The sequence below is a fragment of the Pseudomonas sp. THAF187a genome (genome assembly GCF_009363395.1).
Taxonomy (GTDB): domain Bacteria; phylum Pseudomonadota; class Gammaproteobacteria; order Pseudomonadales; family Pseudomonadaceae; genus Aquipseudomonas; species Aquipseudomonas khazarica.
Window position 1 is genome coordinate 1,230,464 of the sequence record NZ_CP045349.1, and the last position, 25,145, is coordinate 1,255,608.

19 protein-coding genes are annotated in these 25,145 nt (G+C 66.7%); 10 read left to right on the top strand and 9 right to left on the bottom strand.

Annotated elements, in window-relative coordinates; all coding sequences use genetic code 11:
* The first annotated feature begins 27 nt into the window (after positions 1-27).
* Together FIV02_RS05650 and FIV02_RS05655 are read left to right on the top strand one after the other, a co-directional pair.
* Positions 28-1,395 carry a DUF1329 domain-containing protein gene (locus FIV02_RS05650; protein ID WP_256663077.1) on the top strand — a complete coding sequence of 456 codons (1,368 nt, stop codon included), beginning with the start codon at positions 28-30 and terminating at the stop codon, positions 1,393-1,395.
* Positions 1,396-1,563: 168 nt separating this feature from the next.
* Complete coding sequence (locus FIV02_RS05655; RefSeq protein WP_152488052.1) at positions 1,564-4,176, top strand: LuxR C-terminal-related transcriptional regulator; 2,613 nt, start codon at positions 1,564-1,566, stop codon at positions 4,174-4,176.
* Positions 4,177-4,289: 113 nt separating this feature from the next.
* On the opposite strand, the gene FIV02_RS05660 is transcribed toward FIV02_RS05655, so the two are convergent.
* From FIV02_RS05660 to FIV02_RS05675, 4 genes are all read right to left on the bottom strand, one after another.
* Positions 4,290-5,633: a short-chain fatty acid transporter gene (locus FIV02_RS05660; RefSeq protein WP_037047010.1), complete on the bottom strand. Its 1,344-nt coding sequence runs from the start codon at positions 5,631-5,633 to the stop codon at positions 4,290-4,292.
* 345 nt (positions 5,634-5,978) lie between these two features.
* On the bottom strand, positions 5,979-7,157 hold the full coding sequence (locus tag FIV02_RS05665) for an acetyl-CoA C-acetyltransferase (RefSeq protein ID WP_152488053.1): 1,179 nt from the start codon (positions 7,155-7,157) through the stop codon (positions 5,979-5,981).
* Between the two features lie 147 nt (positions 7,158-7,304).
* Entirely contained in the window at positions 7,305-7,961 is a 657-nt protein-coding gene (locus FIV02_RS05670) for a CoA transferase subunit B (protein ID WP_152488054.1), read from the bottom strand.
* Between the two features lie 153 nt (positions 7,962-8,114).
* Complete coding sequence (locus FIV02_RS05675) at positions 8,115-8,813, bottom strand: CoA transferase subunit A (protein WP_037047024.1); 699 nt, start codon at positions 8,811-8,813, stop codon at positions 8,115-8,117.
* Positions 8,814-8,932: 119 nt separating this feature from the next.
* Here FIV02_RS05675 and FIV02_RS05680 point away from each other — a divergent pair, with 119 nt between their 5' ends.
* Positions 8,933-9,817 (top strand): LysR family transcriptional regulator, encoded by an 885-nt coding sequence (locus FIV02_RS05680; RefSeq protein ID WP_152488055.1) that lies wholly within the window; start codon positions 8,933-8,935, stop codon positions 9,815-9,817.
* Positions 9,818-9,824: 7 nt separating this feature from the next.
* Here FIV02_RS05680 and FIV02_RS05685 read toward each other — a convergent pair whose 3' ends face one another.
* The 3 genes from FIV02_RS05685 to FIV02_RS05695 all read right to left on the bottom strand — a co-directional run bounded on the left by FIV02_RS05685 (position 9,825) and on the right by FIV02_RS05695 (position 13,708).
* Complete coding sequence (locus tag FIV02_RS05685) at positions 9,825-10,406, bottom strand: NTP transferase domain-containing protein (RefSeq protein ID WP_152488056.1); 582 nt, start codon at positions 10,404-10,406, stop codon at positions 9,825-9,827.
* Positions 10,407-10,408: 2 nt separating this feature from the next.
* On the bottom strand, positions 10,409-12,607 hold the full coding sequence (locus FIV02_RS05690) for an OsmC domain/YcaO domain-containing protein (protein ID WP_152488057.1): 2,199 nt from the start codon (positions 12,605-12,607) through the stop codon (positions 10,409-10,411).
* 123 nt (positions 12,608-12,730) lie between these two features.
* Positions 12,731-13,708, bottom strand: coding sequence for a flavin reductase (locus tag FIV02_RS05695; protein ID WP_152488058.1), 978 nt, complete (start codon positions 13,706-13,708; stop codon positions 12,731-12,733).
* Between the two features lie 203 nt (positions 13,709-13,911).
* On the opposite strand from FIV02_RS05695, the gene FIV02_RS05700 reads away from it, so the two are divergent.
* The 5 genes from FIV02_RS05700 (at position 13,912) to FIV02_RS05720 (ending at position 20,448) form a co-directional block, all read left to right on the top strand.
* Positions 13,912-15,099 carry an acyl-CoA dehydrogenase family protein gene (locus tag FIV02_RS05700; RefSeq protein ID WP_152488059.1) on the top strand — a complete coding sequence of 396 codons (1,188 nt, stop codon included), beginning with the start codon at positions 13,912-13,914 and terminating at the stop codon, positions 15,097-15,099.
* 82 nt (positions 15,100-15,181) lie between these two features.
* Positions 15,182-16,933, top strand: a complete 1,752-nt coding sequence (locus tag FIV02_RS05705) for an FAD-dependent oxidoreductase (protein ID WP_152488060.1) — start codon at positions 15,182-15,184, stop codon at positions 16,931-16,933.
* Between the two features lie 11 nt (positions 16,934-16,944).
* Positions 16,945-17,967, top strand: coding sequence for a ferredoxin--NADP reductase (locus FIV02_RS05710; RefSeq protein WP_152488061.1), 1,023 nt, complete (start codon positions 16,945-16,947; stop codon positions 17,965-17,967).
* Positions 17,968-18,049: 82 nt separating this feature from the next.
* Positions 18,050-19,597 (top strand): FadD3 family acyl-CoA ligase, encoded by a 1,548-nt coding sequence (locus FIV02_RS05715; RefSeq protein WP_371923271.1) that lies wholly within the window; start codon positions 18,050-18,052, stop codon positions 19,595-19,597.
* A gap of 74 nt (positions 19,598-19,671) precedes the next feature.
* The gene (locus FIV02_RS05720) at positions 19,672-20,448 is read left to right on the top strand and encodes an SDR family oxidoreductase (RefSeq protein WP_152488063.1); all 777 of its coding nucleotides are present in this window, start codon (positions 19,672-19,674) and stop codon (positions 20,446-20,448) included.
* Positions 20,449-20,830: 382 nt separating this feature from the next.
* On the opposite strand, the gene FIV02_RS05725 is transcribed toward FIV02_RS05720, so the two are convergent.
* Positions 20,831-22,024: an acyl-CoA dehydrogenase family protein gene (locus FIV02_RS05725; RefSeq protein ID WP_152488064.1), complete on the bottom strand. Its 1,194-nt coding sequence runs from the start codon at positions 22,022-22,024 to the stop codon at positions 20,831-20,833.
* The gene (locus FIV02_RS05730) at positions 22,021-23,181 is read right to left on the bottom strand and encodes an acyl-CoA dehydrogenase family protein (RefSeq protein WP_152488065.1); all 1,161 of its coding nucleotides are present in this window, start codon (positions 23,179-23,181) and stop codon (positions 22,021-22,023) included. Before FIV02_RS05730 ends, FIV02_RS05725 begins: the two co-directional genes overlap by 4 nt.
* A gap of 179 nt (positions 23,182-23,360) precedes the next feature.
* On the opposite strand from FIV02_RS05730, the gene FIV02_RS05735 reads away from it, so the two are divergent.
* Together FIV02_RS05735 and FIV02_RS05740 are read left to right on the top strand one after the other, a co-directional pair.
* Entirely contained in the window at positions 23,361-24,254 is an 894-nt protein-coding gene (locus FIV02_RS05735; protein WP_152488066.1) for a VOC family protein, read from the top strand.
* A 9-nt stretch (positions 24,255-24,263) separates the two neighbouring features.
* Positions 24,264-25,142 carry a CoA transferase subunit A gene (locus tag FIV02_RS05740; protein WP_152488067.1) on the top strand — a complete coding sequence of 293 codons (879 nt, stop codon included), beginning with the start codon at positions 24,264-24,266 and terminating at the stop codon, positions 25,140-25,142.
* The last annotated feature ends 3 nt before the right edge of the window (positions 25,143-25,145 follow it).

Sequence of the window (25,145 nt, forward strand, 5' to 3'; positions counted from 1 at the left end):
GCCATCAGGATCAGTTGAGGAATGCAGATGAATACAACCCTGAAGATGCTCGGCGCACTTTCCCTGAGCCTGTTGGCCAGCAGCGTGCTGGCGGCGGTCAGCGCGGACGAGGCGGCCAAGCTCGGCAGCAGCCTGACGCCGTTGGGCGCGGAGATGGCCGGCAACGCCGCCGGCAGCATCCCCGCCTGGAGCGGTGGCCTGGCCAGCGATGCCGGGCAGGTCGACGCGCGCGGTTTTCTCAGTGACCCCTACGCCAGCGAGCAGCCGCTGTTCACCATCACCGCGCAGAACCTGGAGCAGTACCGCGAGCAGCTGTCTGCCGGGCAACTGGCGATGTTCAAGCGCTACCCGGAAAGCTACCGCATGGCGGTGTACCCGACCCACCGCAGCTCGGCGCTGCCCGACAGCATCTACGCCGCGGCCAGGACCAGCGCGCTGAAGACCGGCCTGCGCGATGGCGGCAACGGCCTGACCGACTTCACCGACAGCCGCTACTACGCCTTCCCGATCCCGCAGAACGGCCTGGAAGTGGTGTGGAACCACATCACCCGCTATCGCGGTGGCAACCTCAAGCGCAGCATCGTGCAGGCGTCGCCGCAGACCAACGGGGCCTACACCCTGGTGCATTTCGAGGACGAGGTGGCGTTCCCCGAGAACATCCCGGACATCGACCCGGACAAGGCGGAGAACGCGCTGCTGTTCTTCAAGCAGCGGGTCACCGCGCCGTCGCGTCTGGCCGGTAACGTGCTGCTGGTGCACGACTCGCTGGATCAGGTGAAGGAACCACGCATGGCCTGGCTGTACAACGCCGGACAGCGCCGCGTGCGCCGGGCGCCGCAGGTGGCGTACGACGGTCCGGGTACTGCCGCTGACGGCCTGCGTACCTCGGACAACTTCGACATGTTCAACGGTGCACCGGATCGTTACGACTGGAAACTGGTGGGCAAGCGCGAAATGCTGATCCCCTACAACAACTACCGCGTGGCCATGCCCCAGGTGAAGTACGAGGACATCCTCAAGGCCGGTCACGTCAATCAGGACCTGATCCGCTACGAGCTGCACCGGGTCTGGGAAGTGGAGGCGACGCTCAAGGCGGGCGAGCGCAACATCTACGCCAAGCGCCGCTTCTACGTGGACGAGGACTCCTGGCAGATCGCCCTGTCCGAGCACTACGACGGGCGTGGCCAGCTGTGGCGCGTCGGCGAGGCCATGCTCATGCAGCACTATGCGCAGAAGGTCCCGGTCTACGCGTTCGAGGCGCTGTACGACATCATCGCCGGACGCTACATCGCCATCGGCATGGCCAACGAGGAGAAGACCTCGGTGCAGTACGGCACCCAGGCCTCGGCCAAGGACTTCACGCCTGCGGCCCTGCGTAACGCCGGCGTGCGCTGAGCGAGCCTGCGTTGAACGAGCCGGTGTCACTGCCCGTGACACCGGCTTTTTTGCATCGGGCCGCGGTTGCGTGAATCTCGCCCCATAAGCGTCATGGGGTGGCCATGGCAGATGGGCGGGGTACCATCTGCGAGTGGTTCAACAATGACAACAGAGAGAACCGCTGCCATGCCTACCCTCGCCATCGCCCGTCAGGGTGCGCTGCAGACGCGACCTGTCGACCTGCCCCGGCTGCCACCTTGCGTGGTGCCTCGTCCCGCCCTGGTGCAACGCCTGCTGGCCAGTGAATCGCGCCTGCGCCTGCTGCGCGCCCCGGCTGGTGCGGGCAAGAGCGTGCTGCTCGGCCAGTGCGCGCGCATGACACCCGCCACGATCGAACCGCTCTGGCTCGACCTGGGTGGCCGTGCGCTGAGCGCCGCGCAACTGTGCAAGCGCCTGGCTGCGGCCCTGCAGCAGCCGTTGGCGGCCGACGAGCACAGCGAAGCCGCGTTGCTCGAGCTGTTGCACCAGCGCAGCGGCCGCCTGTGGATATTCATCGACGATTACCCGCGCGCCGAGGATGGCGAACTCGATGCCTGCCTCGACCGGCTGTTCGCCGCCGCGCCCGCGCAGGTGACCTGGTGGGTCGCGTGCCGCCGCACCCCGGGCTGGAACCTGCCGCGCCTGCTGTTGCAGGGTGACCTGCTCGAGCTGCAGGGCGAGGATCTGGCGCTGGATGGCGAAGCCCTGGACGAGTTGCTGGCGACCCTGCAGTTGCCACTGCCTGACGACCTGCGCCAGGCCCTGCTGCAGTTCAGCGAAGGCTGGCTGGCGGCGATTCGTCTGCTGCTGCTCGATGCCGATGAAGCAGCGCTCCGCCAGCGCCTGCAGTCGGGGTGTCCGCTGCTGCGCGACTACGTGCAGCGCGAGGTGCTCGCCGAACTGGACGAGGAGCTGCTCGGTGATCTGCACGCCCTGGCACTGTTGCCGCGCTTCTCCGCCTCGCTCTGCGAACACCTGCTGGAGGGGCGCGGCAGCGACCTGCTGCACGGGTTGCAGCGGCGTCAGCTGTTCCTGCGCAGCCTGGACAGCAGCGGCAGCTGGTTTCGCCTCTGGTACCCGCTGGCCCAGGTACTGCGGCAGTTGCCGGGCGCACCGCCGTCGGCCTCGGTTCACGTGCGGGCCTGCCAGTGGTTCGCCCAGCACGACGACATTCGCGAGGCGGTCGAGCACGCGCTGCAGGCCGGGCAGATCGAAGTGGCGGTCAATTACCTGCAGCGCTTCAGCCAGGAGCAGCTGCTGCAGGGGCACTCGGTCGCGCAGTTCCTGCAGTGGCGCGAGGAGCTGCCTGCCTGGTTGTTCGCCAGTTCGCCGCGGCTGATCGTGCTGCAGGCCTGGGCGTTGATCATCTGCGCACGCTTCGACGAGGCCGCTGAGTGCACCCAGGCGCTGGCGCATTTCCTGCCGCAGCCCGATGCCCGGCGCCAGCGCAAGCTGCTGGCCCAGTGGCAGGCCCTCAGTGGCGTGCTGGCGCGCCAGTGCGGCCGCCGCGACGCCCGCCAGCACTGCCTGGAGGCGTTGCAGGCGCTGGACGAGAGCGGCTGGTCGCAGCGCATCCTGTGCTACCAGGCGCTGGCCCAGCAGTACCTCGCGGAGAATGCCCTGGCCCAGGCGCAGCAGGCGCTGGACGAAGGGCTGCGCCTGTCGCGGCTGCATGGCAGCCTGATCTACGAGGCACTGCTCAACACCGATCACTGCCTGCTGCTGGAAATGCAGGGCGAGGCCGGGCGCGCCGCCGAACTGGCCGAGCAGTCGTTGGCGCTACTGCGTGACGGCTTCAGTCACAGCCCGGTGGTCGGGCGTCTGCTGCTATTACGGGCCAGCCTGCTGGCGCGCCAGGGCCTCGAGGAGGCCGCGCAGCTCGCCTACCGCCACGGGCTGCAGGAGGCCGAGTATTGCGGGGACGCCTACACCATTTCCGGTTATCTGGGCTTGCTGGAACTGGCCGAGTCGCGCGGCGACCTGGAAGAGGCCTACCAGTGGTTGCAGAAGGCCGAGCGGGCCATGCAGTGGTCGCACGTGCCCGAGGTGCGCTATCGCGGCGTGCTGCAGTTGCAGAGTGGCCGCCTGCTGTTGCGCCAGGACCAGGTCGGCAGGGCGCGCGAGGTGTTCACCCAGACCTTGCAGCAGCTGCAGCAACGCCAGCAGCTGGCGCCCTCGGGTTTCTACGATCTGCTGCCGCGCCTGCGTCTGCACCTGGCGGTCAGCGACCTGTTGCTCGGCCATCGGGCCGCCGCCGAGCATGCGCTGCGCCTGTTGCTCGACGAATGTCAGCTGTCCGGCCACCGCAGCCTGGCCTGCGAGTGCCGGATCGCCCTGGTGGAGTGCCTGCTGCACCAGCAGCAGGAGAGTGCGGCCGAGGCCCTGCTGCGGGTCGCGATCGATGAGGCGCGACAACTGCGTCTGCTACGGCCGTTGCAGGAACTGCAGCAGCGTCAGGCGCAGTGGCTCGAGCGGGTGTTGCCGGGGGAAGCGGGCAGCAGCCTGTATCAGCGCCTGTTCGAGCCGGCACCTGCGGTCGATGAGCCGGCCAGTGCCGGAACCGCGCTGCTCAGCTCGCGCGAGCTGGCGGTGCTGCAGCTGATTGCCCAGGGGCTGTCGAACCAGGAGATCGCCGATCGCCTGTTCATCTCGCTGCACACGGTCAAGACCCATGCCCGGCGGATCAACGTCAAGCTCGGCGTGCAACGACGCACGCAGGCCGTGGCGATGGCCAAGGCGCAGGGGCTGATGGGCGATTGAGTTCGGCACAGCCTGCTGCGCGTGGGCGCTGCTGCGTTAGAAGCAGGCTCGCAATGCTCCAGCTCGCGAGGCGTCGGGGAGCGCCGATCGCGAGCCGGAACCAGGCTGAAGGCTCAGCCGATGAAGTAGAAGGCGCCGCAGATCACCACGCCGGAGTACAGCAGCATGATCAGGCAGTAGCCCATGATGTCACGGGCGCCGAGGCCGACGATGCCGAGCAGCGGCAGGGCCCAGAACGGCTGGATCATGTTGGTCCAGGCATCGCCCCAGGCGATCGCCATGGCGGTCACGGTCGGGGATACGCCCAGGGCCTGGGCGGCCGGCAGCATGATCGGTCCCTGCACGGCCCACTGGCCACCGCCGGACGGCACGAACACGTTGACCACGCCCGCGCTGAGGAAGGCCAGCAGCGGGAAGGTGTCGGCCGACGACCAGGAGATGAAGGTCTCGGTGATCTGCCGGCCAAGGGAGATGCCGTCGGCGTTGGCACCCATCATCATGCCCATGATCCCGGCGTAGAAGGGGAACAGCAGGACGATGCCGCCGATGCCGCGCACGCTCTCATCCACGGCGCGCATGTAGCGCTCCGGGGTGCCGTGCATCAGCAGGCCGCAGAACAGGAAGATCGCGATCACCACGTCCAGGCCGAGGACGAAGCCCTTGTTGGCGAAGTGGTTGAACAGGTAGATGCCCGCCATGGCCACCAGGGCCAGGCCGAGAATGCGGCTGTCGTCCAGGCGCTGTGCCGGGGTTTCACGCGCCGGCAGTTCGGCACGGGATTCCACCAGCTTGGCCGGGTCGGCCACCTTGGCCCCCTGGCGCGGGTGCATGGCGCGGTTGAGCAGCGGCAGGCCGATCACCAGCAGGGCGACGATGGTCAGGTTCAGCGGGCTGAACAGGGTCTCGGCGATGCTCACCGGCTCGGTCAGGATGCCGGCGGTGATCCGCGCCAGGTCCGGTCCGCCCGTGGCCATCGACAGCGGGATCGAACCGGCCAGGCCGCCGTGCCAGACCAGGAAGCCCGAGTAGGCCGAGGCCACCAGCAGCGGGTAGTCGACGCCATCCACCTTGCGCGCCAGGGCGCGGGCGAACACGGCGCCGATCACCAGGCCGAAACCCCAGTTGACCCAGCAGCCGAGCAGCGCCACCAGGGTGACCATGACGATTGCCTGTCCTGGTGTGCGGGCGACGCCGGCCAGACGGTCGAGCTGGCGGTTGATGATCGGGGCGCTGGCCAGGGCGTGGCCGGTGACGAAGATCAGGGCCATCTGCATGGCGAAGCCGAGCAGGGTCCAGAAACCGCCGCTCCAGTGTTGCACCATGGCCGGCAGCGATTGGCCGGTAGAGAAGATGCCGGCCAGCAGCACACCCAGGGTGAGCAATGCGGAGAACACGAAAGGTGAGGGCAGGTACTTCTGTACCAGGCTCACGCTCATGCGAGTGAGGGTGTTGAACATGGGGGGACGCCTCTTTCTTATGGTTGTGTAAGAGCCTGTTGAAAACCTGCTGCGCGTCGGGCCTGCGGGGTTAAAAACTGCTCAGAATGCTCATCTACTGCTCGTAAACTCCGCTTCTGCGCCTGTTTTGCCTTGCATGCCTCCCGCTCGCGAGGCTTCGAACATGTTCTGGGGCTTTGACCAGGCACTCTGGGGTTGGCTTCGCCTGGGCGTTGCAGTGGATATGACAAAGCCCGGCACGAGGCCGAGCTGTTTGACGTAGCCCGGATGCAGGCCGGGTGGTCCTCCCCGGATCGCATCTGGGCCACGCTGTTGCAGTCTGCAGGGTGTGATCCACCCTGCGCGTCAGCGCTCGATGGCCAGCGCCACGCCCTGACCGCCACCGATGCACAGGGTGGCCAGGCCTTTCCTGGCGTCGCGGCGGATCATCTCGTGCAGCAGGCTGACCAGCACGCGGCAACCCGAAGCACCGATGGGGTGGCCAAGGGCGATGGCGCCGCCATTGACGTTGACTTTGTCGGCATCCCAGCCCAGCTCCTGGCCCACCGCCAGCGCCTGTGCAGCGAACGCTTCGTTGGCTTCGATCAGGTCCAGGTCGGCCAGGCTCCAGCCGGCCTTGTCCAGGCAGCGGCGAGTGGCGGATACCGGGGCGATACCCATGATCGCCGGATCGACGCCGGCGTTGGCGTAGCCGGCGATCTTCGCCAGCACCGGCAGCCCCAGTGTCTGCGCCTTGGTGGCGCTCATCAGCAGCACCGCAGCGGCACCGTCGTTGAGGCTGGAGGCATTGCCGGCGGTGACGCTGCCGTCCTTCTTGAAGGCGGGCTTGAGCTTGGCCAGGCTGTCGGCGGTGGTCCCGGCGCGTGGCTGCTCGTCACGGGCGAAGGCGAGCGGGTCGCCCTTGCGCTGCGGGATCAGCACCGGGGTGATCTCGGCATCGAAACGACCGGCTTCGATGGCGGCCAAGGCTTTCTGTTGCGAGGCAGCGGCGAAGGCATCCTGGGCTTCACGGCTGATAGCGTATTTCTCCACCAGGTTCTCGGCAGTGATGCCCATGTGGTAGTCGTTGAAGGCGTCCCACAGGCCGTCGACGATCATGCTGTCGAGCATCTGCGCATGGCCCATGCGCAGGCCGGTACGGGCCTTGGGCAATACGTAGGGCGACAGGCTCATGTTCTCCATGCCACCGGCGATCACCACCTCGGCGTCGCCGCAGCGGATGGCCTGGGTCGCCAGGTGCAGGGCTTTCAGGCCCGAGCCGCAGACCTTGTTCAGGGTCATCGCCGGCACGGCGTGCGGCAGGCCGGCGCGGATGGCGGCCTGGCGTGCGGGGTTCTGCCCGGAACCTGCGGTGAGCACCTGGCCGAGGATCACTTCATCGACCTGGGCGGCGTCGAGGCCGGTCTGCTCCAGCAGGCGCCTGATGACGATGGCGCCGAGCTCGGGGGCGGGGACCTCGGCCAGGCTGCCCTGGAAACTGCCGATGGCGGTACGGGTGGCGGCGACGATGACGACGTCTTGCATGGGATGACTCCTCTCGGCTGATGGGCCGCGTAGCGTGGGAGGGGCTGAGCCGCGACGAGACAGGCTCGCCGCTGAAGTGCCTCCCGCCATGTAGAAAAACGTTCCGTAGACGCCGTGCGTGGTGGCGCCTACGGAACGGTAGACAACTTAGAAGCTCATTTCCGGCACGTGTTCGGGGACGATCAGCTTGCCGGCGGTCTTGGCGACGATTTCCTCGACGCTGACCCCGGGGGCTCGTTCGCGCAGGACGAACGCGTTGTCCTCGATCTCCAGGTAGGCCAGGTCGGTCAGCACCTTGCGGATGCAGCCGCAACCGGTCAGCGGCAGGCTGCAGTGTTCCAGCAGCTTGGACTCGCCGTCCTTGGAGGCGTGGGTCATGGTGACGATGATGTTGTCGGCACCGGCCACCAGGTCCATGGCGCCGCCCATGCCCTTGACCAGCTTGCCGGGGATCATCCACGAGGCGATGTTGCCGCGCACGTCCACCTCGAAGGCACCGAGCACGGTGAGGTCGACATGGCCGCCACGGATCATGGCGAAGGATTGCGCCGAGTCGAAGATCGCCGCGCCCTTGACGGCGGTGACCGTCTGCTTGCCGGCATTGATCATGTCGGCGTCGACTTCGTCCTCGCTCGGAAAGGCGCCCATGCCGAGCAGACCGTTTTCCGATTGCAGCATCACCTGCATGCCCTTGGGCACGTAGTTGGCCACCAGGGTGGGAATGCCGATGCCCAGGTTGACGTAGAAACCATCCTGCAGCTCGCGGGCGACGCGCTGGGCCATTTGTTCACGGGTTAGTGCCATGCTCTTATCCTCTTGGCGGCTGCTGAAGAACTGCCTGCGTGGCCGACGGCGTTGAAAACGGGCTCAAGGTGCTGATTCACTGCGCGTGAACTGCGCTTGTCCGCCTGTTCCGGCCTTGTCTCGACTGCCTCGCTGACGTCGTTCAGCAACCTGCTAGCTGCGCAGGGTGCGTTTTTCGATACGTTTCTCGAAGGTGCCGCAGATCAGCCGGTCGACGTAGATGCCGGGGGTGTGAATCTGCGTCGGGTCGAGTTCGCCGGGTTCCACGATCTCTTCCACCTCGACCACGGTGATGCGTCCGGCACTGGCGACCACCGGGTTGAAGTTCTGCGCGGTGTGGCGGTAGACCACGTTGCCGAAATGGTCGGCCTTCCAGCCCTTGACGATGGCGAAGTCGCCGGTGATGGCCGGTTCGAGGATGTAGTGACGGCCGTCGATCTCGCGCGCTTCCTTGCCCTCGGCGACCGGCGTGCCGTAGCCCGTGGCGGTGAAGAAGGCAGGAATGCCGGCGCCACCGGCGCGCAGCTTCTCGGCCAGGGTGCCTTGCGGGGTGAGTTCGACTTCCAGCTCGCCGCTGAGCAGCTGCTGTTCGAACAGGGCGTTCTCGCCGACGTAGGAGGCGATCATCTTGCGGATCTGCCGGTCTTCCAACAGCACGCCGAGACCGAAGCCGTCGACACCGCAGTTGTTGGAGACCACGGTGAGGTCGCGCACACCACGGCGACGGATCTCCGCGATCAGGTTCTCGGGGATGCCGCACAGGCCGAAGCCGCCGGCCAGTACGGTCATGCCGTCCTGCAGGCCGTGCAGGGCTTCTTCATAGCTGCCGACGCGTTTGTCGAGTCCGCTCATTCGAGGCTGCCTCTTGTTGTTGTGGGGCAGGAGCACTGCCAGGCTGTGTCCAAGCTTCATCGCTGCGGGCTTATTTGTTAAGTTTGTTTTTCCTCTTGATTGATCAGGTAAATAAATCAATGACCGTCAAGCAGCTACGCGCCTTTCTCGCCGTGGCGCAGAGCCTGAGCTTCGCCCAGGCCTGCGAGCGCCTGCACCTGTCGCAGCCGGCGCTGAGCCTGGCGATCAAGAACCTGGAGCAGTCCCTGGGCGGCCAGTTGCTGGTACGCACCACCCGCAGCGTGGCGCTGACCCCTGAAGGTGAGACCTTGCTGCCGATCGCCGTGCGCCTGCTGGCCGACTGGGACAACGCCGAGGATCTGCTGCGCCAGCACTTCACCCTGCAGATGGGCAAGGTGGCGGTGGCGGCCATGCCGTCGTTCGCCGGCAACCGCCTGCCGGCGGCGTTGCGCGCGTTCCGCGATGCCTATCCGCGGGTCAACGTGGCGGTGCATGACGTGATCAACGAGCAGGTGATGGAGATGGTGCGCGATGGCCGTGTCGAACTGGGTATCGCCTTCGAGCCGGCGACCCTCGATGGCCTGCAGTTCACCGCGCTGTACGACGATCGCTTCGTCGCCGTGGTGCCGGCCGGCAGCGAACTGGCCGGGCAGTCCGCGCTGACCTGGGCGCAGCTGCTGGAGCAGCCCTTCATCACCCTGCAGCGGCCCTCGGCAGTCCGCCTGCTGCTGGAAGACAGCGTGATCGCCCGGCATGGCAAGCTGCCGGTGGCGTTCGAGAGCCACCAGCTGGTGACGGTCGGACGCATGGTCGCCGAAGGCCTGGGCGTCAGCGCGGTGCCGCAGCTGTGTCGCCAGCAGATGGAAGACCTCGGCGCCCGCTGCCTGCCGCTCAGCGAGCCGCAGGTCTCGCGCCGCGTGGGTCTGCTGTACCTGGCCGGGCATCAGCTGTCCAGCGCGGCGCAGGCGTTGAGCGAGGTGCTGCTGCGTCAGCGCGGGACGTGAGCTGGCGCTAGAGCTGAGGGAGGTCCGCTGGGGTATCGACGTCCTGCAGCACGCCGGGGTCGTCCAGTTCGACGATCTGCACGGCCTCGGCGTTGCGCTGCAGCACCCTGCGTGCGCCGGCATCGCCGCTCAGTGCGGCAAGCTGTGGCCAGAAGTCGCGGCCGATCAGTACCGGGTGGCCGCGGCTGCCGCGATGGCTGGGTTGCACGATGCTGCTCGCGCTGGCCTGCGCCAGCAGGGCATCCAGGCTGTCCCGTCGGATCAGCGGCATGTCGGCGAGAAAGATCGCCACGGCCTGCGCGGACGATTCGGCCTGCAGTCGCGCGATGCCGGCCGCCAGGCTGTGGCCCATGCCTTGGGTCGTGCTCGGGTGCTGCACCAGCCTGACGCGGTCGGACAGGCCCAGCTGCACCACGGCTTCGTCCGGGCGCAGCACCAGCCAGACCTCGTCCAGCCGGGCGCAGGGCAGGGCGAGGCTGGCGGCGAGCAGCGAGCGGCCGTCGGCGAGCAGCTGGCGACGCTTGTCGCTGCCGAAGCGGCGGCTGTAACCGGCCGCCAGCATCAGCGCCGCGACGCGTTCGGCGCGCATGCTCAGCCGGCCAGCCCGGCCGCCCTGGCGCGGGCGGCGTGCAGCTTCTTGTAGCTGTCGATCAGGCGCAGGTGCTTGTCCAGCCCTTCGAGCTGCATGCTGGTCGGTGTCAGGCCATGGAAACGCACGCTGCCCTGCACCGAGCCGATCACCGCATCCATTCGTTCGCTGCCGAACATGCGGCGCAGGTTGTGCTCGTAGTCGGCCAGCTCCAGTTCGTCGTCCAGCTGGATCTCCAGCACGGCATTGACGGCCTGGTAGAACAACCCGCGTTCGACGGTGTTGTCGTTGTATTGCAGGAACATCTCCACCAGTTCCTTGGCATCGTCGTACTTGTTCAGCGCCAGGTTGATCAGCAGCTTCAGTTCGAGAATGGTCAGCTGGCCCCAGACCGTGTTGTCGTCGAACTCGATGCCGATCAGCGTGCTGATGTCGGTGTAGTCGTCGACCTCGCTGTTGTTGAGGTTGCGCAGCAGCGACTTGAGTTCACGGTCGCTCAGGGCATGCAGGTTGAGGATGTCCTTGCGGAACAGCAGCGCCTTGTTGGTGTTGTCCCAGATCAGGTCTTCCACCGGGTAGATTTCCGAATAGCCCGGCACCAGGATGCGACAGGCGTTGGCGCCGAGGTCGTCGTAGGTGGCCATGTAGACCTCCTTGCCCAGGTCCTCGAGGATGCCGAACAGGGTGGCGGCTTCCTGTTCGTTGGACTCCGAGCCTTCGCCGGAGAAGTCCCACTCGACGAACTCGAAGTCGCTTCTGGCGCTGAAGAAGCGCCAGGACACCACGCCGCTGGAGTCGATGAAGTGCTCGACGAAGTTGTTCGGTTCGGTCAGTGCCAGGCTGTCGAAGGTTGGCTGCGGCAGGTCGTTCAGCCCCTCGAAGCTGCGCCCCTGCAGCAGCTCGGTGAGGCTGCGCTCCAGCGCCACTTCCAGGCTCGGGTGGGCACCGAAGGAGGCGAACACGCCACCGGTGCGCGGGTTCATCAGGGTCACGCACATCACCGGGAACTCGCCGCCCAGGGAGGCGTCCTTGACCAGCACCGGGAAGCCTTGTTCTTCCAGACCCTGGATGCCGGCGACGATGCCCGGGTACTTGGCCAGCACCTCCTGCGGCACGTCCGGCAGGGCCAGTTCGTTCTCCAGGATCTCGCGCTTGACCGCGCGCTCGAAGATTTCCGACAGGCACTGCACCTGCGCTTCGGCCAGGGTGTTGCCGGCGCTCATGCCGTTGGACAGGTACAGGTTCTCGATCAGGTTGGACGGGAAGTACACCGTCTCGCCGTCGCACTGGCGCACGAAGGGCAGCGAGCAGATGCCGCGTGCGCTGTTGCCCGAGTTGGTGTCGAACAGGTGCGAGCCGCGCAGCTCGCCATCCGGGTTGTAGATGGCCAGGCAGTGCTCGTCGAGGATCTCGGCCGGCAGTGCATCCTTCGGCCCCGGCTTGAACCAGCGCTCGTCGGGGTAGTGGACGAACGCGGCATTGGCGATGTCTTCGCCCCAGAACTGGTCGTTGTAGAAGAAGTTGCAGTTGAGCCGTTCGATGAACTCGCCCAGTGCCGATGCCAGGGCACTTTCCTTGCTCGCACCCTTGCCGTTGGTGAAGCACAGGTTCGACTGCGCATCACGGATATGCAGTGACCAGACGTTGGGCACGATGTTGCGCCAGGAGGCGATCTCGATCTTCATCCCCAGGTCGGCGAGGATGCCCGACATGTTGGCGATGGTCTGTTCCAGCGGCAGGTCCTTGCCCGGAATGTAGGTCGTGCTGTCGGACACCGGCATCAGCAGCGCCTGGGCGTCCGCGTCGAGGTTGTCGACTTCCTCGATGATGAACTCGGGGCCCTGCTGCACCACCTTCTTCACCGTGCAGCGGTCGATGGAGCGCAGGATGCCCTGGCGGTCCTTCTCGGAAATGTCGGCCGGCAGCTCGACCTGGATCTTGAAGATCTGCGCGTAGCGGTTCTCCGGGTCGACGATGTTGTTCTGCGACAGGCGAATGTACTCGGTGGGGATGTCCCGCGTCTGGCAGTACAGCTTGACGAAATAGGCCGCGCACAACGCCGAGGAGGCGAGGAAGTAGTCGAACGGTCCCGGCGCCGAGCCGTCGCCCTTGTAGCGGATCGGCTGATCGGCGATCACCGTGAAGTCATCGAACTTGGCTTCGAGGCGAAGGTTGTCGAGAAAGTTGACCTTGATTTCCATGGGGCGGCACCAGCAAGCGAAACGAAATGGCCGCCATTATCCGGGTTTTCCGGGGGAAGTCTGTATCGGCAAGCGGATGGTTCGATGCGCGGTGCATGCGCGATGGGCAGTAAAGCCCAGGCCTCAGCGAGGCCCCCAGAGATCGGGCACGCCACAGTCGGTGCTGGCGATCAGGCGCTTGAGCAGTACCTTCAGCGCCTCGACGTCGCTGCTGCCCAGGCGCGAGGAGACCTCCTCCTCGACCGCCTTGGCCAGGGCTATTTCCTCCAGCGAGCACTCCCGACCCTTGGCCGTCAGCACGTACAGCGTCTCAGCGCCCTTGCGTTCGCTCGCGATGAGCCCCTGGCGCTCGAGAAACAGCAGCGTCGTGGTCTGCACAGGCTTGCCGGTGTAGGAGACGAAGGCGTTGAGCTCATCCAGACTCAGGCCGTCGCGAATGCACAGCACCGACAGCACGAAGAAGGCATGCTCGTCGAGCTGTCGTGACGGCAGCTGACGGCGCAGCGCGTGCAGCAACTGATAGTGCGAGCGGCCGAGCAGGTAGCCGAGCAGGTCCTCGGTGTAGCTGCACTCCGGTGGTGGCTCGCAGCCCAGGCGCAGCTCTTCAGGTGGCTTGCGCGTGGTCAGGGCGTACTGGCCACGCTGGAAGGCCAGCGGTGCACGCTCGCTGTGATCGAAGGCGAGCACCTCCCCGACGAAGATCACATGGTCGCCGCCCTCGTACTGGAAGGCGGTGCGGCACTGGAAGCGCGCGGTGCAGTCCTGCAGCAGGGGGGCGTTGCTGAGGCCGTTATCCAGGCGGACACCGGCGAACTTGTCTTCACCCTGGCGGGCGAAGCGTCCGGACAGCTCCTCCTGCTCGGTGGAAAGCACATGCACGTTCCAGTGCCTGGCCTTGCTGAAGGTCTGCAGGCTGCGCGCGCTCTTGGCCAGGCTCCACAGCACCATCGGTGGATTGAGGGACACCGAGTTGAAGCTGTTGGCGGTAATGCCGACCACCTCTCCCTCTTCGCTACAGCTGGTGATTATGGTCACGCCGGTCGTGAACGTGCCCAGGGCCGTGCGGAAGGCCTGGGGGTCGAAGCATCGATGTGCGGTCATGTCGGGCTCGTTGAGCAGGGTTTCATGATTGCAGTATCGAGAGTGCTGGCGGCATCAACATCGTCTCAATGGACTAGTGGCAGTTTCGCCAAGACCCGAGTCGACGCCTGACGTAGTCCACTTTGACGATGAGCAACGTCCGGCGGCGGCCGATCATCTGTCCAGGCCCGCGCAACTGCGCCCTACCAAGAGAGAGCCGACGGATGACTGGCATGCGAGACAAGACGCCTGTGGAACTCGAACTGATCGATCGTGCACGCAGCCTGGTGCCCAGGCTCAAGGCGCGTGCGGCCAAGGCCGAGCGTGACTTCAAGGTGCCGGTCGAGACCGTGATGGAGATGCAGGCGCTGGGTCTCTTTCGTGTGCTGCAGCCGAAGGCCTTCGGTGGTCACGAGGTCGATCCGCGCACCTTCTTCGAGATCCAGATGACGCTTGCCGAAGGCTGCATGTCTACTGCCTGGATCTATGGTGTGATCGGCGTGCACCCCTGGCAGCTGGCCCGCTATCCGGTGGAGGCGCAGCGTGACGTGTGGGAACAGGGTAGCGACACGCTGATTTCCTCGACCTACATGCCGGTGGCGAAGGTGACGCCGGTCGAGGGCGGCTATCGCATCAGCGGGCGCTGGGGCTTCTCCAGCGGCAGCGAGCACTGCAGCTGGTGCTTTCTGGGGGGCATCCTGCCGGCGGACGCTGACATGCCGGCCGAGCACGGTACGTTCCTGCTGCCCAGAAGCGACTACCGCATCGAGCACAACTGGGAGGTGCTGGGTCTGCGTGGCACGGGCAGCCATGACATCGTGGTCGAGGACGTGTTCGTCCCGGCGCATCGTGTCCAGCGCACCAACAACTCGGCCCTGGAGGCCACCCCGGGGCGACGCCTCAACACCAGCCCGATCTACGCCATCCCCTTCGCCCAGGTCTTCGCCCGTGCGGTGTCCACGGCGGCCATCGGTGCGTTGCAGGGGGCGATCAACGAGTACTGCGCCAGTGCCGCGCAACATGTCGGCAAGCATGGCGCCAGGACCGCCGAGGACCCGATGGCGCAGATCGCCGTGGCCGACGCGCTGAACACCGTGGACAGCCTCAAGCTGGTGCTGATGCGCAACTACGCGCAACTGCTGGCGCTGGCCGAGGCGGGCGAGTACCCGGATGTCGAGATGCGTCTGCAGTACCGCTATCAGTCCTCCTACGTCACCAACATCTGCGCCGAGAAGGTCAGCGAGCTGCTGCGCAACATGGCCGCCTCCGGGCTCTACGACAGCAATCCGGTGGCGCGCATCTTCCGCGACCTGCACCAGGCGCGCGGGCATATCGCCAACAACTACATGGCCTATGGCCGTAGCTACGGTGCGGTGCAGCTGGGGCTGCCCAATCCGGACCCCTTCGTGTGAGCAGCGGGCCTGGATCGCCAGGCCCGCTGCAAGACGGCAGCCGTGGTTGCCGGTGTTTCCCTTCGGCCAAGGCATCACAACAATGAGCATTCACGAACAGCCACAGATCAGCTATGACGTCATCATCGTGGGTTCCGGGGCGGGGGCCATGACGGCAGCGGTGTTCGCCGCCGATCAGGGGCTCTCCGTGCTGGTCCTGGAGAAGAGCCAGCAGTTCGGCGGCACCTCGGCCATTTCCGGTGGCGGCATCTGGATTCCCAACAACCATCATTTCACTGCCAAGGGCGGTAACGACAGCCCGGAGAAGGCCTGGGCCTATCTCAAGGCCGCAGTAGGCGAGCGCGTCGCCGATAAGCGCCTGCGTACCTACCTGGAGCAGGCGCCGAAGATGCTGCGTGAACTGGAAGCCTGCAGTCACGTGCGCTATGCCGTGGCCGAGAAGTACCCCGATTACTACCCGCATCTACCCGGCTCGCTGCCCGGCGGTCGCTCGCTGGACCCGGAGATCTTCGATGCCAGCGTGCTCGAAGAGGAATTCCACAACATGCGGCCGGCCTCGATCACCACCCTGCTGATGGGCAAGGTCTCATGGACCGCGCGGCAAGCGCACAGGGCCATGTCGCGCAGCTTCGGCTGGCGCCTGATGGTGCTGGGGTTGCTGCTGCGCTACAGGCTCGACTTCAAGTGGCGACGCAAGAGCGAGCTGGATCGGCGTACGGCGCTGGGCGGCTCGCTGATGGCCTCGCTGCGTCGTTCGCTGATGGATCGCGACGTGCCGCTGTGGCTCGGCTGCGACGTTCAGGACCTGCAGGTCGAGGACGGCCGCGTCGTTGGCGTCAAGCTCATGCGTGACGGCCAGGAGCAGCTGATCGGCGCGCGACTCGGGGTGATCCTCGCCAGTGGCGGCTTCGAACAGAACCAGGCACTGCGTGATCGCTATCTGCCGAAGCCGAGCCGCCGCGAGTGGAGTGCCACGCCGCCGGGCAACAACACCGGCACCGCATTGCGGGCGGCGCAGGCGCAGGGGGCTGCGACCGACCTGATGGACTGGTGCTGGTGGACGCCGACCATCTCCGTGCCGGGCGAAGAGAAGGCGCGGCCGCTGTTCGTCGAGCGCGCGTTTCCTGGCGCTATCGTGGTCAACCAGCAGGGCCGGCGCTTCGTCAACGAGGCGGCGCCCTACCTGGAGTTCGTCGATGCCATGTACCGCAACAATCGAGGCAAGGGCCCCGAGCAGCTGTCGGCCTGGGTGATCTTCGACGCACATTTTCGCTTCCACTACGCCATGGGCCCGTTGATGCCCGCGCAGATCATGCCGGACAGCCGCCTCCCGGCGCAGTGGCTCGACAACCTCTACTACAAGGCCGATTCGCTGGAGCAGCTGGCCGCCCGGCTCGGCATGGATGCGGGCGTCCTGCAGGCCAGCGTCGAGCGGCTCAACGGCTTTGCCCAGGACGGCCACGACCGCGACTTCGGCCGTGGCGGCAATGTCTTCGATCGCTATTACGGGGACGTCAACGTCAAGCCCAACCCCTGCCTGGCGCCGCTGCGCAAGGCGCCGTTCTATGCCATGCGCATCGATGCCGGCGACATCGGGACCAAGGGCGGGCTGCTCACCAACGAGCATGCCCAGGTGCTGCATGAAAGCGGTCAGCCGATTGCCGGTCTGTATGCCATCGGCAACGCCTCGGCATCGGTGATGGGCACCACCTATCCGGGGGCTGGCGGCACCCTGGGCCCGGCCATGACCTTCGCCTACATCGCCGCCCGCCACCTGGCCGCGCAGCAGGGGCAGGGGGTGGCGGCTGCGGGTCTGAACGAAGGCACGAGATGAGTGAGCATCGAATGAGTGACTACAGGGTGCTGCGCGTGAAGCAGGTGGTCGAGGAAACGGCCGATGCCCGTTCCCTGGTATTCGATGTGCCGGCCGAGCTGGCTGAGCAATTCCGCTATCAGCCCGGGCAGTTTCTGACCCTGCGCGTGCCGCATGAAGAGGGCTGGCTGCCGCGCTGCTACTCGCTCTCGAGCACGCCGCTGGCCGACGAGCCGTTGCGGGTGACCATCAAGCGCGTGGTCGACGGGCGGGCCTCGAACTGGCTGTGCGATGCGGTCGAGGCCGGCGACGAATTGCAGGTGATGGCCCCGGGCGGGGTCTTCGTGCCCCGTGACCTGAATGGCGATCTGCTGCTGTTCGGCGGCGGCAGCGGCGTCACGCCCCTGCTGTCGATCCTGCGCTCGGCGCTGCTGGTCGGCCAGGGGCGCATTCTGCTGATCTACGCCAACCGCGATCAGGATTCGGTGATCTTCCGGGATGTGCTCAAGGCTCTGGCCAGCGCTCATCCGTCGCGTCTGCAGGTGGTGCACTGGCTGGACTCGCTGCAGGGTATCCCGCAGGTCGAGCAACTCGCCGAACTGGCCCGTCCGCTGGCCCATGCCGAGGCCTTCATCTGTGGCCCCGGGCCGTTCATGGACGCCGCCAGCGATGCGCTGCAGCGGTTGCGCGTGCCCAGGGGGCGTATCCACATCGAGCGCTTCGTATCCTTGCCCGGCGAGGGGGAGAGCTTGCCCTTGGCCAGCATCAACACGGTGGTCGCCGCGCAGGTGCGCGTGGCGCTCGACGGCGCGCACCACGAGTTGGACTGCCAGCGCGGCGAAACCCTGCTGCAGGCCATGGAGCGTGCCGGTCTCAAGCCGCCCAGTTCCTGTCGCGTCGGCGGCTGCGCCTCGTGCATGTGCACCCTGGAACAGGGCAGTGCGCAGTTGCTGGTCAACGATGTGCTGGACGCCACCGAGCTGGCCGAGGGCTGGATCCTCTGCTGTCAGGCGGTGCCGACCAGCGATGTGCTGCATATCCGCTTTCCTGAATGATTCGTCAGCCGAGCCTGTTGCAATGACCCAGACCATCACGATGCCGGCGCCTGAGGTGGCGTCTGCCAGCTCGATTCCGGCCATGCTGTTCGAGGCTGCACGTGTGCATGCCGGCCGTCCCGCCATCGAGGACGAGGGCGGGATCATCGACTACGCCGAGCTGCCGGGCCAGGTGCTGGAGGTATCGCGGGCCCTGATCGCCTGCGGTATCGAGCCAGGTGACAGGGTCGCCGTGTGGGCGCCGAACGGTCGTCAGTGGATCATCGCCGCGTTGGGCATCCAGTGTGCGGGGGCGGTGCTGGTGCCGGTCAATACCCGCATGAAGGGCCCGGAGGCGGCCGATGTGCTCGAACGTAGCGGCGCGCGCATCCTGTTCGTTCAGGGGGAGTTCCTCGGTGTCGACTACCCGGCGCTGCTGGCGCCCTGTCGCCCGCAGGGGCTGGCGTGCCAGGTGGTCTTCGGCGACCAGCCCCAGGCGCTGCCTGACACGCTGAGCTGGAGCGAGTTTCTCGCCAGCGGGCGCCTCGTCGAGGAACGCATCGCCCGGCAGCGGGCCGAATCGCTGACCCCCGAGCACCTCAGCGACCTGTTGTTCACCTCCGGCACCACCGGCAAGCCCAAGGGCGTGATGAGTGCCCACGGCCAGGTCACCCGGGCCTTTCGCGAGTTCGGCAAGGTGCTGGGGCTGGTGCCGGGCGACCGTTATCTGATCGTCAATCCGTTCTTCCACGCCTTTGGCTACAAGGCCGGCTGGATGACCTGCCTGCTGGCCGGCGCGACCATCCTGCCGCACCCGGTATTCGATGCCGAGGCGGTGTTCCGGCGCATCGCCGAGGAGCGCATCAGCGTGCTGCCCGGCCCGCCGACCCTGTACCTGTCGATGCTGGCACATCCGCAGCTGACGCAGACAGACCTGTCATCGCTGCGGGTGGCGGTGACCGGTGCCTCGGCCATCCCGGAGGTGCTGATCCAGCGCATGCGCGAGGAGCTGGGCTTTCGCGTGGTGACCACCGCCTATGGCCTGACCGAGTGCGGTGGCCTGGCCACCATCTGTGATCCGCAAGCCGATGCGCGGGTCATCGCCAGCACCAGCGGCCAGCCGATTGCCGGCACCGAGGTGAGCATTCGCGATGCCGGCAACCGTGCCGTCGCGGCCGGTGCCTGCGGGGAGATCTGCCTGCGTGGCTTCCATGTCATGCCGGGCTACTTCCAGAACCCCGAGGCGACCCGCGAAGCCATCGATGACGAGGGCTGGCTGCATACCGGCGACGTCGGCAGCCTGGACGAAGCCGGCAACCTGCGCATCACCGATCGGCTCAAGGACATGTTCATCGTGGGTGGGTTCAACTGCTACCCGGCGGAGATCGAGGCCGGCTTGCTGGAACACCCGGCGATCGCCCAGGTGGCGGTGATCGGTGTGGCGGACTCCCGGATGGGCGAGGTCGGCTGCGCCTGCGTGGTGCGGCGCGTCGGGGCGCAGCTGGACGAAGCGGAACTGATCGCCTGGAGCCGCGAGCGCATGGCCAACTACAAGGTGCCGCGCTTCGTGCGTTTTCTCGACGCGCTACCGCTCAATCCATCGAACAAGGTGGACAAGAACCGGCTGCGCGCCGCCGTGGCGACGGGGTGATCATCGTCCGTTCAGACGACGAGGCAGTGCCGGCGAACGTCTAGAGTCAGGCCTGATCGCAAGGGGAGCTGCTCATGGATATCCAGACAGGCCTGAATTATCACGGCAAGGTGGTGCTGATCACGGGCGGGGCCAAGGGGGTCGGGGCGGGCATCAGTCGCAGCTTTCTCGCCGCCGGTGCGCAGGTGGTGGTGTGTGGCCGCAGTGCGCCGGAGCAGCTGCCGCAGGTCGACGGCCGCAGTGCTCACTTCATCGCTGTGGATGTACGCGAGGTGGCGTCGCTGCAGTGTCTGTTCGCCCAGGTGCTTGGCGACTTCGGGCGGCTTGACGTGGTCGTCAACAATGCCGGTGGCAGCCCGCCTGCCGAGGCGGCCAGCGTTTCGCCACGCTTCAGCGAAAGCATCATCCGCCTGAACCTGATCGCCCCGCTGAATGTGGCGCAGCAGGCCAACGCGATCATGCAGGAGCAGGCCGAGGGCGGCGTGATCCTGTTCATCGGCAGCATCAGCGCGTTGCGCCCGTCGCCGCTGACTGCCGTCTACGGTGCGGCCAAGGCCGGCATCCTGTCGCTGGCGAGTTCCCTGGCCGTGGAGTGGGCGCCGAAGGTCCGCGTGGTCACGGTCAGCCCGGGCCTGGTACGCACCGAGCAGTCGCACCAGCACTATGGCGACGAGGCAGGCATCGCCGCCGTCAGTGCCACCATTCCGGCCGGGCGCCTGGCCAACCCCGAGGACATCGGTGCGGCCTGTGTCTATATCGCCTCGCCGCTGGCCAGCTATGCCAGTGGCTGCAACCTGCTGCTGCATGGCGGCGGTGAGCGCCCTGCGTTCCTGGCTGCCGCCAACGCCTGAGTCGCGAGCGCTTTAGTCCCGTCGGACGATGTCTCTGGCGTGTGGCCATTCGAGCATGCAGGCCAGCGGGTCGCGCCTTTCGCTGCCCGTGTCTTGAACTCAGAAACGGGCAGGAGAACCCCCCCGATGTTGGCCAGCATCCCCGACGAAGTGGTCGCCGAGTTGCTCAAGGCCGCGCCGTCGAGCCCGCCGAGGCGTAGAGCTGTCCATTCAAGGTTGCACCCGTTTGGCTCCCCTCTCCCATTCATGGGAGAGGGGCTGGGGGAGAGGGCTGAAAATGCCGCAAAACTGCCGGTCTCCCCCTCTCCTCAAGTGGGCGAGGGGACTGATCGCGTCCGACCACTTCTCATGTGAACAGCATTACCGCCAAGGTGGGCTTGGTTCAGGCCTGCACGCGGGGCTCGCGTGGCATGCCCAGGGCGCGCTCGGCGATGATGTTGCGCTGGATCTCGTTGCTGCCGCCATAGATCGTGTCGGAGCGGGTGAACAGAAACAGCGACTGCAGGCGTGACAGGCCGTAAGGCGCCGTCTCGAGCAGTTCGGCCTGGTCGCCGAGCACGTCCATGGCCAGCTTGCCCAGTTCCAGGTGCCAGGTCGACCAGGCCAGCTTGTAGATCATCGCCTCGCGGCGCAGGCTGCCATCCTGGGGGCCGGAGAGCATGCGCAGCGAGTTGTAGCGCAGCACCTTGAGGCCTGCCCAGGCCTGGGCCAGGCGCTGACGAATCAGCGCGTCCCGGGCGGCGCCGTTGGCCTTGGCCAGGCGGATCACCTCGTCCAGTTCGTTCCGGAACAGCATCTGCTGGCCGAGGGTGGAAACGCCCCGCTCGAAGCCGAGCAGGGCCATGGCCACCTTCCAGCCGTCGCCGGGCTGGCCGATGATGTGTTCCGCTGCGCTGACGGCATCGGCGAAGAACACTTCGTTGAACTCGCTGGTGCCGGTGAGTTGCTGGATCGGCTGGACCTCGATGCCCGGCTGATCCATCGGCACCAGCAGGAAGCTCAGGCCGTGGTGGCCGACGCTGCCGGGTTCGGTGCGCGCCAGCACGAAGCACCAGTGCGACTCATGGGCCAGCGAGGTCCACACCTTCTGCCCGTTGATCAGCCAGTTGCGGCCCTCGGCGTCGAGCTGGGCGCGGGTCTTGACGCTTGCCAGGTCGGAGCCTGCGCTCGGCTCCGAGTAGCCCTGGCACCAGAATTCCTCGCCCTTGAGAATGCCGGGCAGGAAGCGCTGCTGTTGCGCGGGGCTACCCATGGCGATCAGCGTCGGGCCGATCAGGCCTTCGCCGATGTGGCCCATGCGGCCGGGGCCGCCGGCGCGGGCATACTCCTCATGGAAGATCACTTGCTGGCTGATCGACAGTTCGCGTCCGCCCAGTGCCCTGGGCCAGCCCAGGCCGATCCAGCCGCCCTTGGCCATTTCCCGTTCCCAGGCCTTGCGCTCTTCGGGGTAGGCGTGCTCGTCCCCCGGGCCACCGCGGAAGCGCAGGATGGCGAAGGGACCTTGCAGATGCTCGTCGAGCCAGCTGGCAACCTCCGCGCGGAAGGCTTCATCCTCGGGGCTGAATCCGATTTTCATGGCTGTGACTCCAGGATCAGGGTGGCCAGGCGCTCGCGGTGCCAGCTGGGGTTACCCAGCATCTGCTCGCTGGCGCGGGCGCGTTTGAAGTACAGGTGGGGGTCATATTCCCAGGTGAAACCGACCCCGCCGTGCAGCTGGATCGACTCGCCGGCGCTGCGCATGAAGGCCTCGCTGGCTTCGCTCTTGGCGATGGCCGCCGCTTCGCCGAGCTCGCCGGCGAGCCCGGCGTCGCCTTCCGCCGCCAGCGCCTCATGAGCCACGCAGGCGGCGTAGTAGGCCGCTGAACGGGCGTTTTCGATGGCCAGCATGAGATCGGCGCAGCGATGCTTGATGGCCTGGAAACTGGAGATGGAACGGTTGAACTGCTTGCGCTCGGCGATGTAGGCGAGGGTCAGGTCCAGGCTCTGCTGGGCGCCACCGACCTGCTCGCAGGCCAGGGCGATGGCGCCGATCTGCAGCACCTTGTCCAGCAGTTCGGCGGCGTGGCCCACCGGGCTCAGGCACTGCGCGGCCCTGAGCGGCACGTCGTCGAGCCGGATGCGCGCCAGGCGGCGGGTCTGGTCCATCGTCGGCAGCGTCTCGCGGCTGATGCCGGCCTGGTCGGCAGCAACGGCGAACAGGCTGAGGCGCTCATCGTCCAGCTGGCAGGCGATCAGCAGCAGATCGGCCTGCGCGCCATCCAGCACGGCGTCGTACTGGCCGCTGAGCCGCCAGCCGTCGTTCTGCGCGCGTGCCTGCGGTTGCCGGGCCTGGCGCCAGTCGCCGCGTGCGTGCTGGTAGGCGAGGGTGGCGCGCAGGCTGCCCGCTGCCAGCTCCGGCAACAGCTGTTCGCGCAGCGCTTCGTTGCGGCCCAGCAACAGGGCCGGAGTGGCCAGACAGGCGCTGGAGAGGAACGGCGCGCAGAGCAGGTAACGGCCCATCTGCTCGAGCAGAATGGCCTGTTCGACAAAGCCCAGACCCAGGCCGCCGTACTGCTCCGGCACGATCAGCGCTGGCCAGTACAGCTCCTGGGCGATCTGGCGCCAGACCACGGGACAGAAACCCTCCGCGCTGAGCATGGCCTGGCGCACGGCTGCTGAGGCGGACGCCTTGGCGAGAAAGCTGGCGGCGCTTTGCTGAATCATCAATTGCTCGTCGCTGAACGCGAAGTCCATTGCAGGCTCCTGGAGTCGACCTCTATCGCTCATGAGTCTGCTCGGGCGTCCGCGTCGGCGAATCCCCAAAAAGGACTAGCAGGCAAGGCATCGGCCTTAGTCTCAACGGACGATGAAGCGGCGCGGGGCGCTTCGCACAATGGCCCCTGTCATGCAACGACCACTTCAGGAGCAGGGACATGATCGAGATCCTCGGGCTGAGTTACTTCGTGGCTCAGGTCGGCAACTTGAGCGACTGGCGGCGCTACGCCGAGGATGTGCTCGGCATGCCGGTGAGCTCAGCGCCGCAAGGTGGCCTGTATGTGAAGATGGACGAGCGTCCGTTTCGCATGCTCATCGTCGAGGGCGACGAGCGCCGCTACCTGGCCTCGGGATGGGAGCTGGCCAGCGCCGCTGCCTTCAGCCATGCCCTGCAGGTGCTGGAGGCGCGCGCGGTGACCTATGTGCTGGGCAGCGCAGAGGAGATCGAGCAGCGCGGTGTGCAGGCACTGGCCGTGGTCATCGACCCGTCCGGCAATCGCCATGAGCTGTGCTGGGGGCATCGCTCCGACTGCCAGCCGTTCGTTTCGCCGCAGGGGGTGCCGCGCTTCGTCACCGGCGACATGGGCCTGGGCCACACCGTGTTGCCCGCGCCGAACTTCGACGAAACCCTGGCGTTCGCCCGCGATGTGCTGGGCTTCCGGCTCTCCGACATCTTCAACTTCCGTCCGGCCCCCGATGCCCCGGCGGTGCGCATCCACTTCCTGCATTGTGCCAATGCGCGCCATCACAGCCTGGCGTTCGCCGAGTACCCGGTGGCCAGCGGTTGCGTGCACGCGATGGTCGAAGTGGATTCGATGACCGAGGTCGGTCGTGCCCATGACCGCATGCGGGCTCAGGGCACCCCGCTGTCGGCGACGTTGGGCCAGCACCTCAACGATCGCATGACCAGTTTCTACATGCAGACCCCGTCCGGCTTCGATCTGGAGTACGGCTACGGTGGCCTGCAACTGGACTGGACGGCGCACAGCGTCCTCGAGTTCACCCGCGTCAGCATCTGGGGGCACGACTTCTCGGTCGGGCGCCAGCAGTAAGGAATCGACATGAACAAACAGATGACAACCCGGCAGGCCGTGGCGCTGCTGCGCGATGGCATGACGGTCGGTTTTGGTGGCTGGGGGCCGCGGCGCAAGCCGATGAGCATCGTCCGCGAGATCCTGCGCTCTGACGTCAAGGACCTCACCGTGGTCGGCTACGGCGGCCCGGAGATGGGCATGCTGTGCGCCGCCGGCAAGGTGAGAAAGCTGGTCTTCGGCTTCGCCACCCTGGATGCCATTCCGCTCGAACCCTGGTTTCGCAAATGCCGCCAGAGCGGTCAGCTCAGGGAACTGATGGAACTGGACGAGGGCATGTTCCAGTGGGGCTTGCGTGCTGCCGGCATGCGCCTGCCGTTCCTGCCGACCCGTTGCGGGCTGGCTACCGATGTCACCCGCTTGAACCCGGAGATCAGGACCATCACCTCGCCCTACGCCGACGGCGAGGTGCTGCTGGCGATGCCGGCGCTGAACCTGGACATCAGCTTCCTGCATGTCAACGAAGCCGATCGCCTGGGCAACACCCTGACCACTGGCAACGACGCCTACTTCGACCACCTGATGGCCCGTGCCTCGGCGCAGTGCGTGGTGTCCTGCGAGCGCCTCCGCGATCGCTTCGAGCTGACCGCCGAGCAGGCGCGCTTCAACCTGTTCGAGCGCTACCTGGTCACTGGTGTGGTGCATGCCCCCTTCGGTGCGCACCCGACCACCTGCGCCCCGGACTACGGCTGGGACCTGGTGCACATGAAACGCTACGCCGAGTCGGCCGAGGGCGACAACGGCTGGGCCGCCTACATGGACGAGTTCGTGCACGTCAGCGAGGCCGATTACCAGGCCCTGAACGGTGGCGCCGAGCGCCTGTCCAGCCTTGCCCAACCGCTGTTCTGAGGA

Coding starts and splice junctions, on each gene's coding strand:
- FIV02_RS05650 (WP_256663077.1), top strand. CDS start 28: ATGAATACAACCCTGAAGATGCTCGGCGCACTTTCCCTGAGCCTGTTG.
- FIV02_RS05715 (WP_371923271.1), top strand. CDS start 18,050: ATGCTGTTCGAGGCTGCACGTGTGCATGCCGGCCGTCCCGCCATCGAG.
- FIV02_RS05700 (WP_152488059.1), top strand. CDS start 13,912: ATGACTGGCATGCGAGACAAGACGCCTGTGGAACTCGAACTGATCGAT.
- FIV02_RS05710 (WP_152488061.1), top strand. CDS start 16,945: ATGAGTGACTACAGGGTGCTGCGCGTGAAGCAGGTGGTCGAGGAAACG.
- FIV02_RS05705 (WP_152488060.1), top strand. CDS start 15,182: ATGAGCATTCACGAACAGCCACAGATCAGCTATGACGTCATCATCGTG.
- FIV02_RS05695 (WP_152488058.1), bottom strand. CDS start 13,708: ATGACCGCACATCGATGCTTCGACCCCCAGGCCTTCCGCACGGCCCTG.
- FIV02_RS05675 (WP_037047024.1), bottom strand. CDS start 8,813: ATGAGCGGACTCGACAAACGCGTCGGCAGCTATGAAGAAGCCCTGCAC.
- FIV02_RS05670 (WP_152488054.1), bottom strand. CDS start 7,961: ATGGCACTAACCCGTGAACAAATGGCCCAGCGCGTCGCCCGCGAGCTG.
- FIV02_RS05685 (WP_152488056.1), bottom strand. CDS start 10,406: ATGCGCGCCGAACGCGTCGCGGCGCTGATGCTGGCGGCCGGTTACAGC.
- FIV02_RS05660 (WP_037047010.1), bottom strand. CDS start 5,633: ATGTTCAACACCCTCACTCGCATGAGCGTGAGCCTGGTACAGAAGTAC.
- FIV02_RS05735 (WP_152488066.1), top strand. CDS start 23,361: ATGATCGAGATCCTCGGGCTGAGTTACTTCGTGGCTCAGGTCGGCAAC.
- FIV02_RS05720 (WP_152488063.1), top strand. CDS start 19,672: ATGGATATCCAGACAGGCCTGAATTATCACGGCAAGGTGGTGCTGATC.
- FIV02_RS05725 (WP_152488064.1), bottom strand. CDS start 22,024: ATGAAAATCGGATTCAGCCCCGAGGATGAAGCCTTCCGCGCGGAGGTT.
- FIV02_RS05690 (WP_152488057.1), bottom strand. CDS start 12,607: ATGGAAATCAAGGTCAACTTTCTCGACAACCTTCGCCTCGAAGCCAAG.
- FIV02_RS05730 (WP_152488065.1), bottom strand. CDS start 23,181: ATGGACTTCGCGTTCAGCGACGAGCAATTGATGATTCAGCAAAGCGCC.
- FIV02_RS05740 (WP_152488067.1), top strand. CDS start 24,264: ATGAACAAACAGATGACAACCCGGCAGGCCGTGGCGCTGCTGCGCGAT.
- FIV02_RS05655 (WP_152488052.1), top strand. CDS start 1,564: ATGCCTACCCTCGCCATCGCCCGTCAGGGTGCGCTGCAGACGCGACCT.
- FIV02_RS05665 (WP_152488053.1), bottom strand. CDS start 7,157: ATGCAAGACGTCGTCATCGTCGCCGCCACCCGTACCGCCATCGGCAGT.
- FIV02_RS05680 (WP_152488055.1), top strand. CDS start 8,933: ATGACCGTCAAGCAGCTACGCGCCTTTCTCGCCGTGGCGCAGAGCCTG.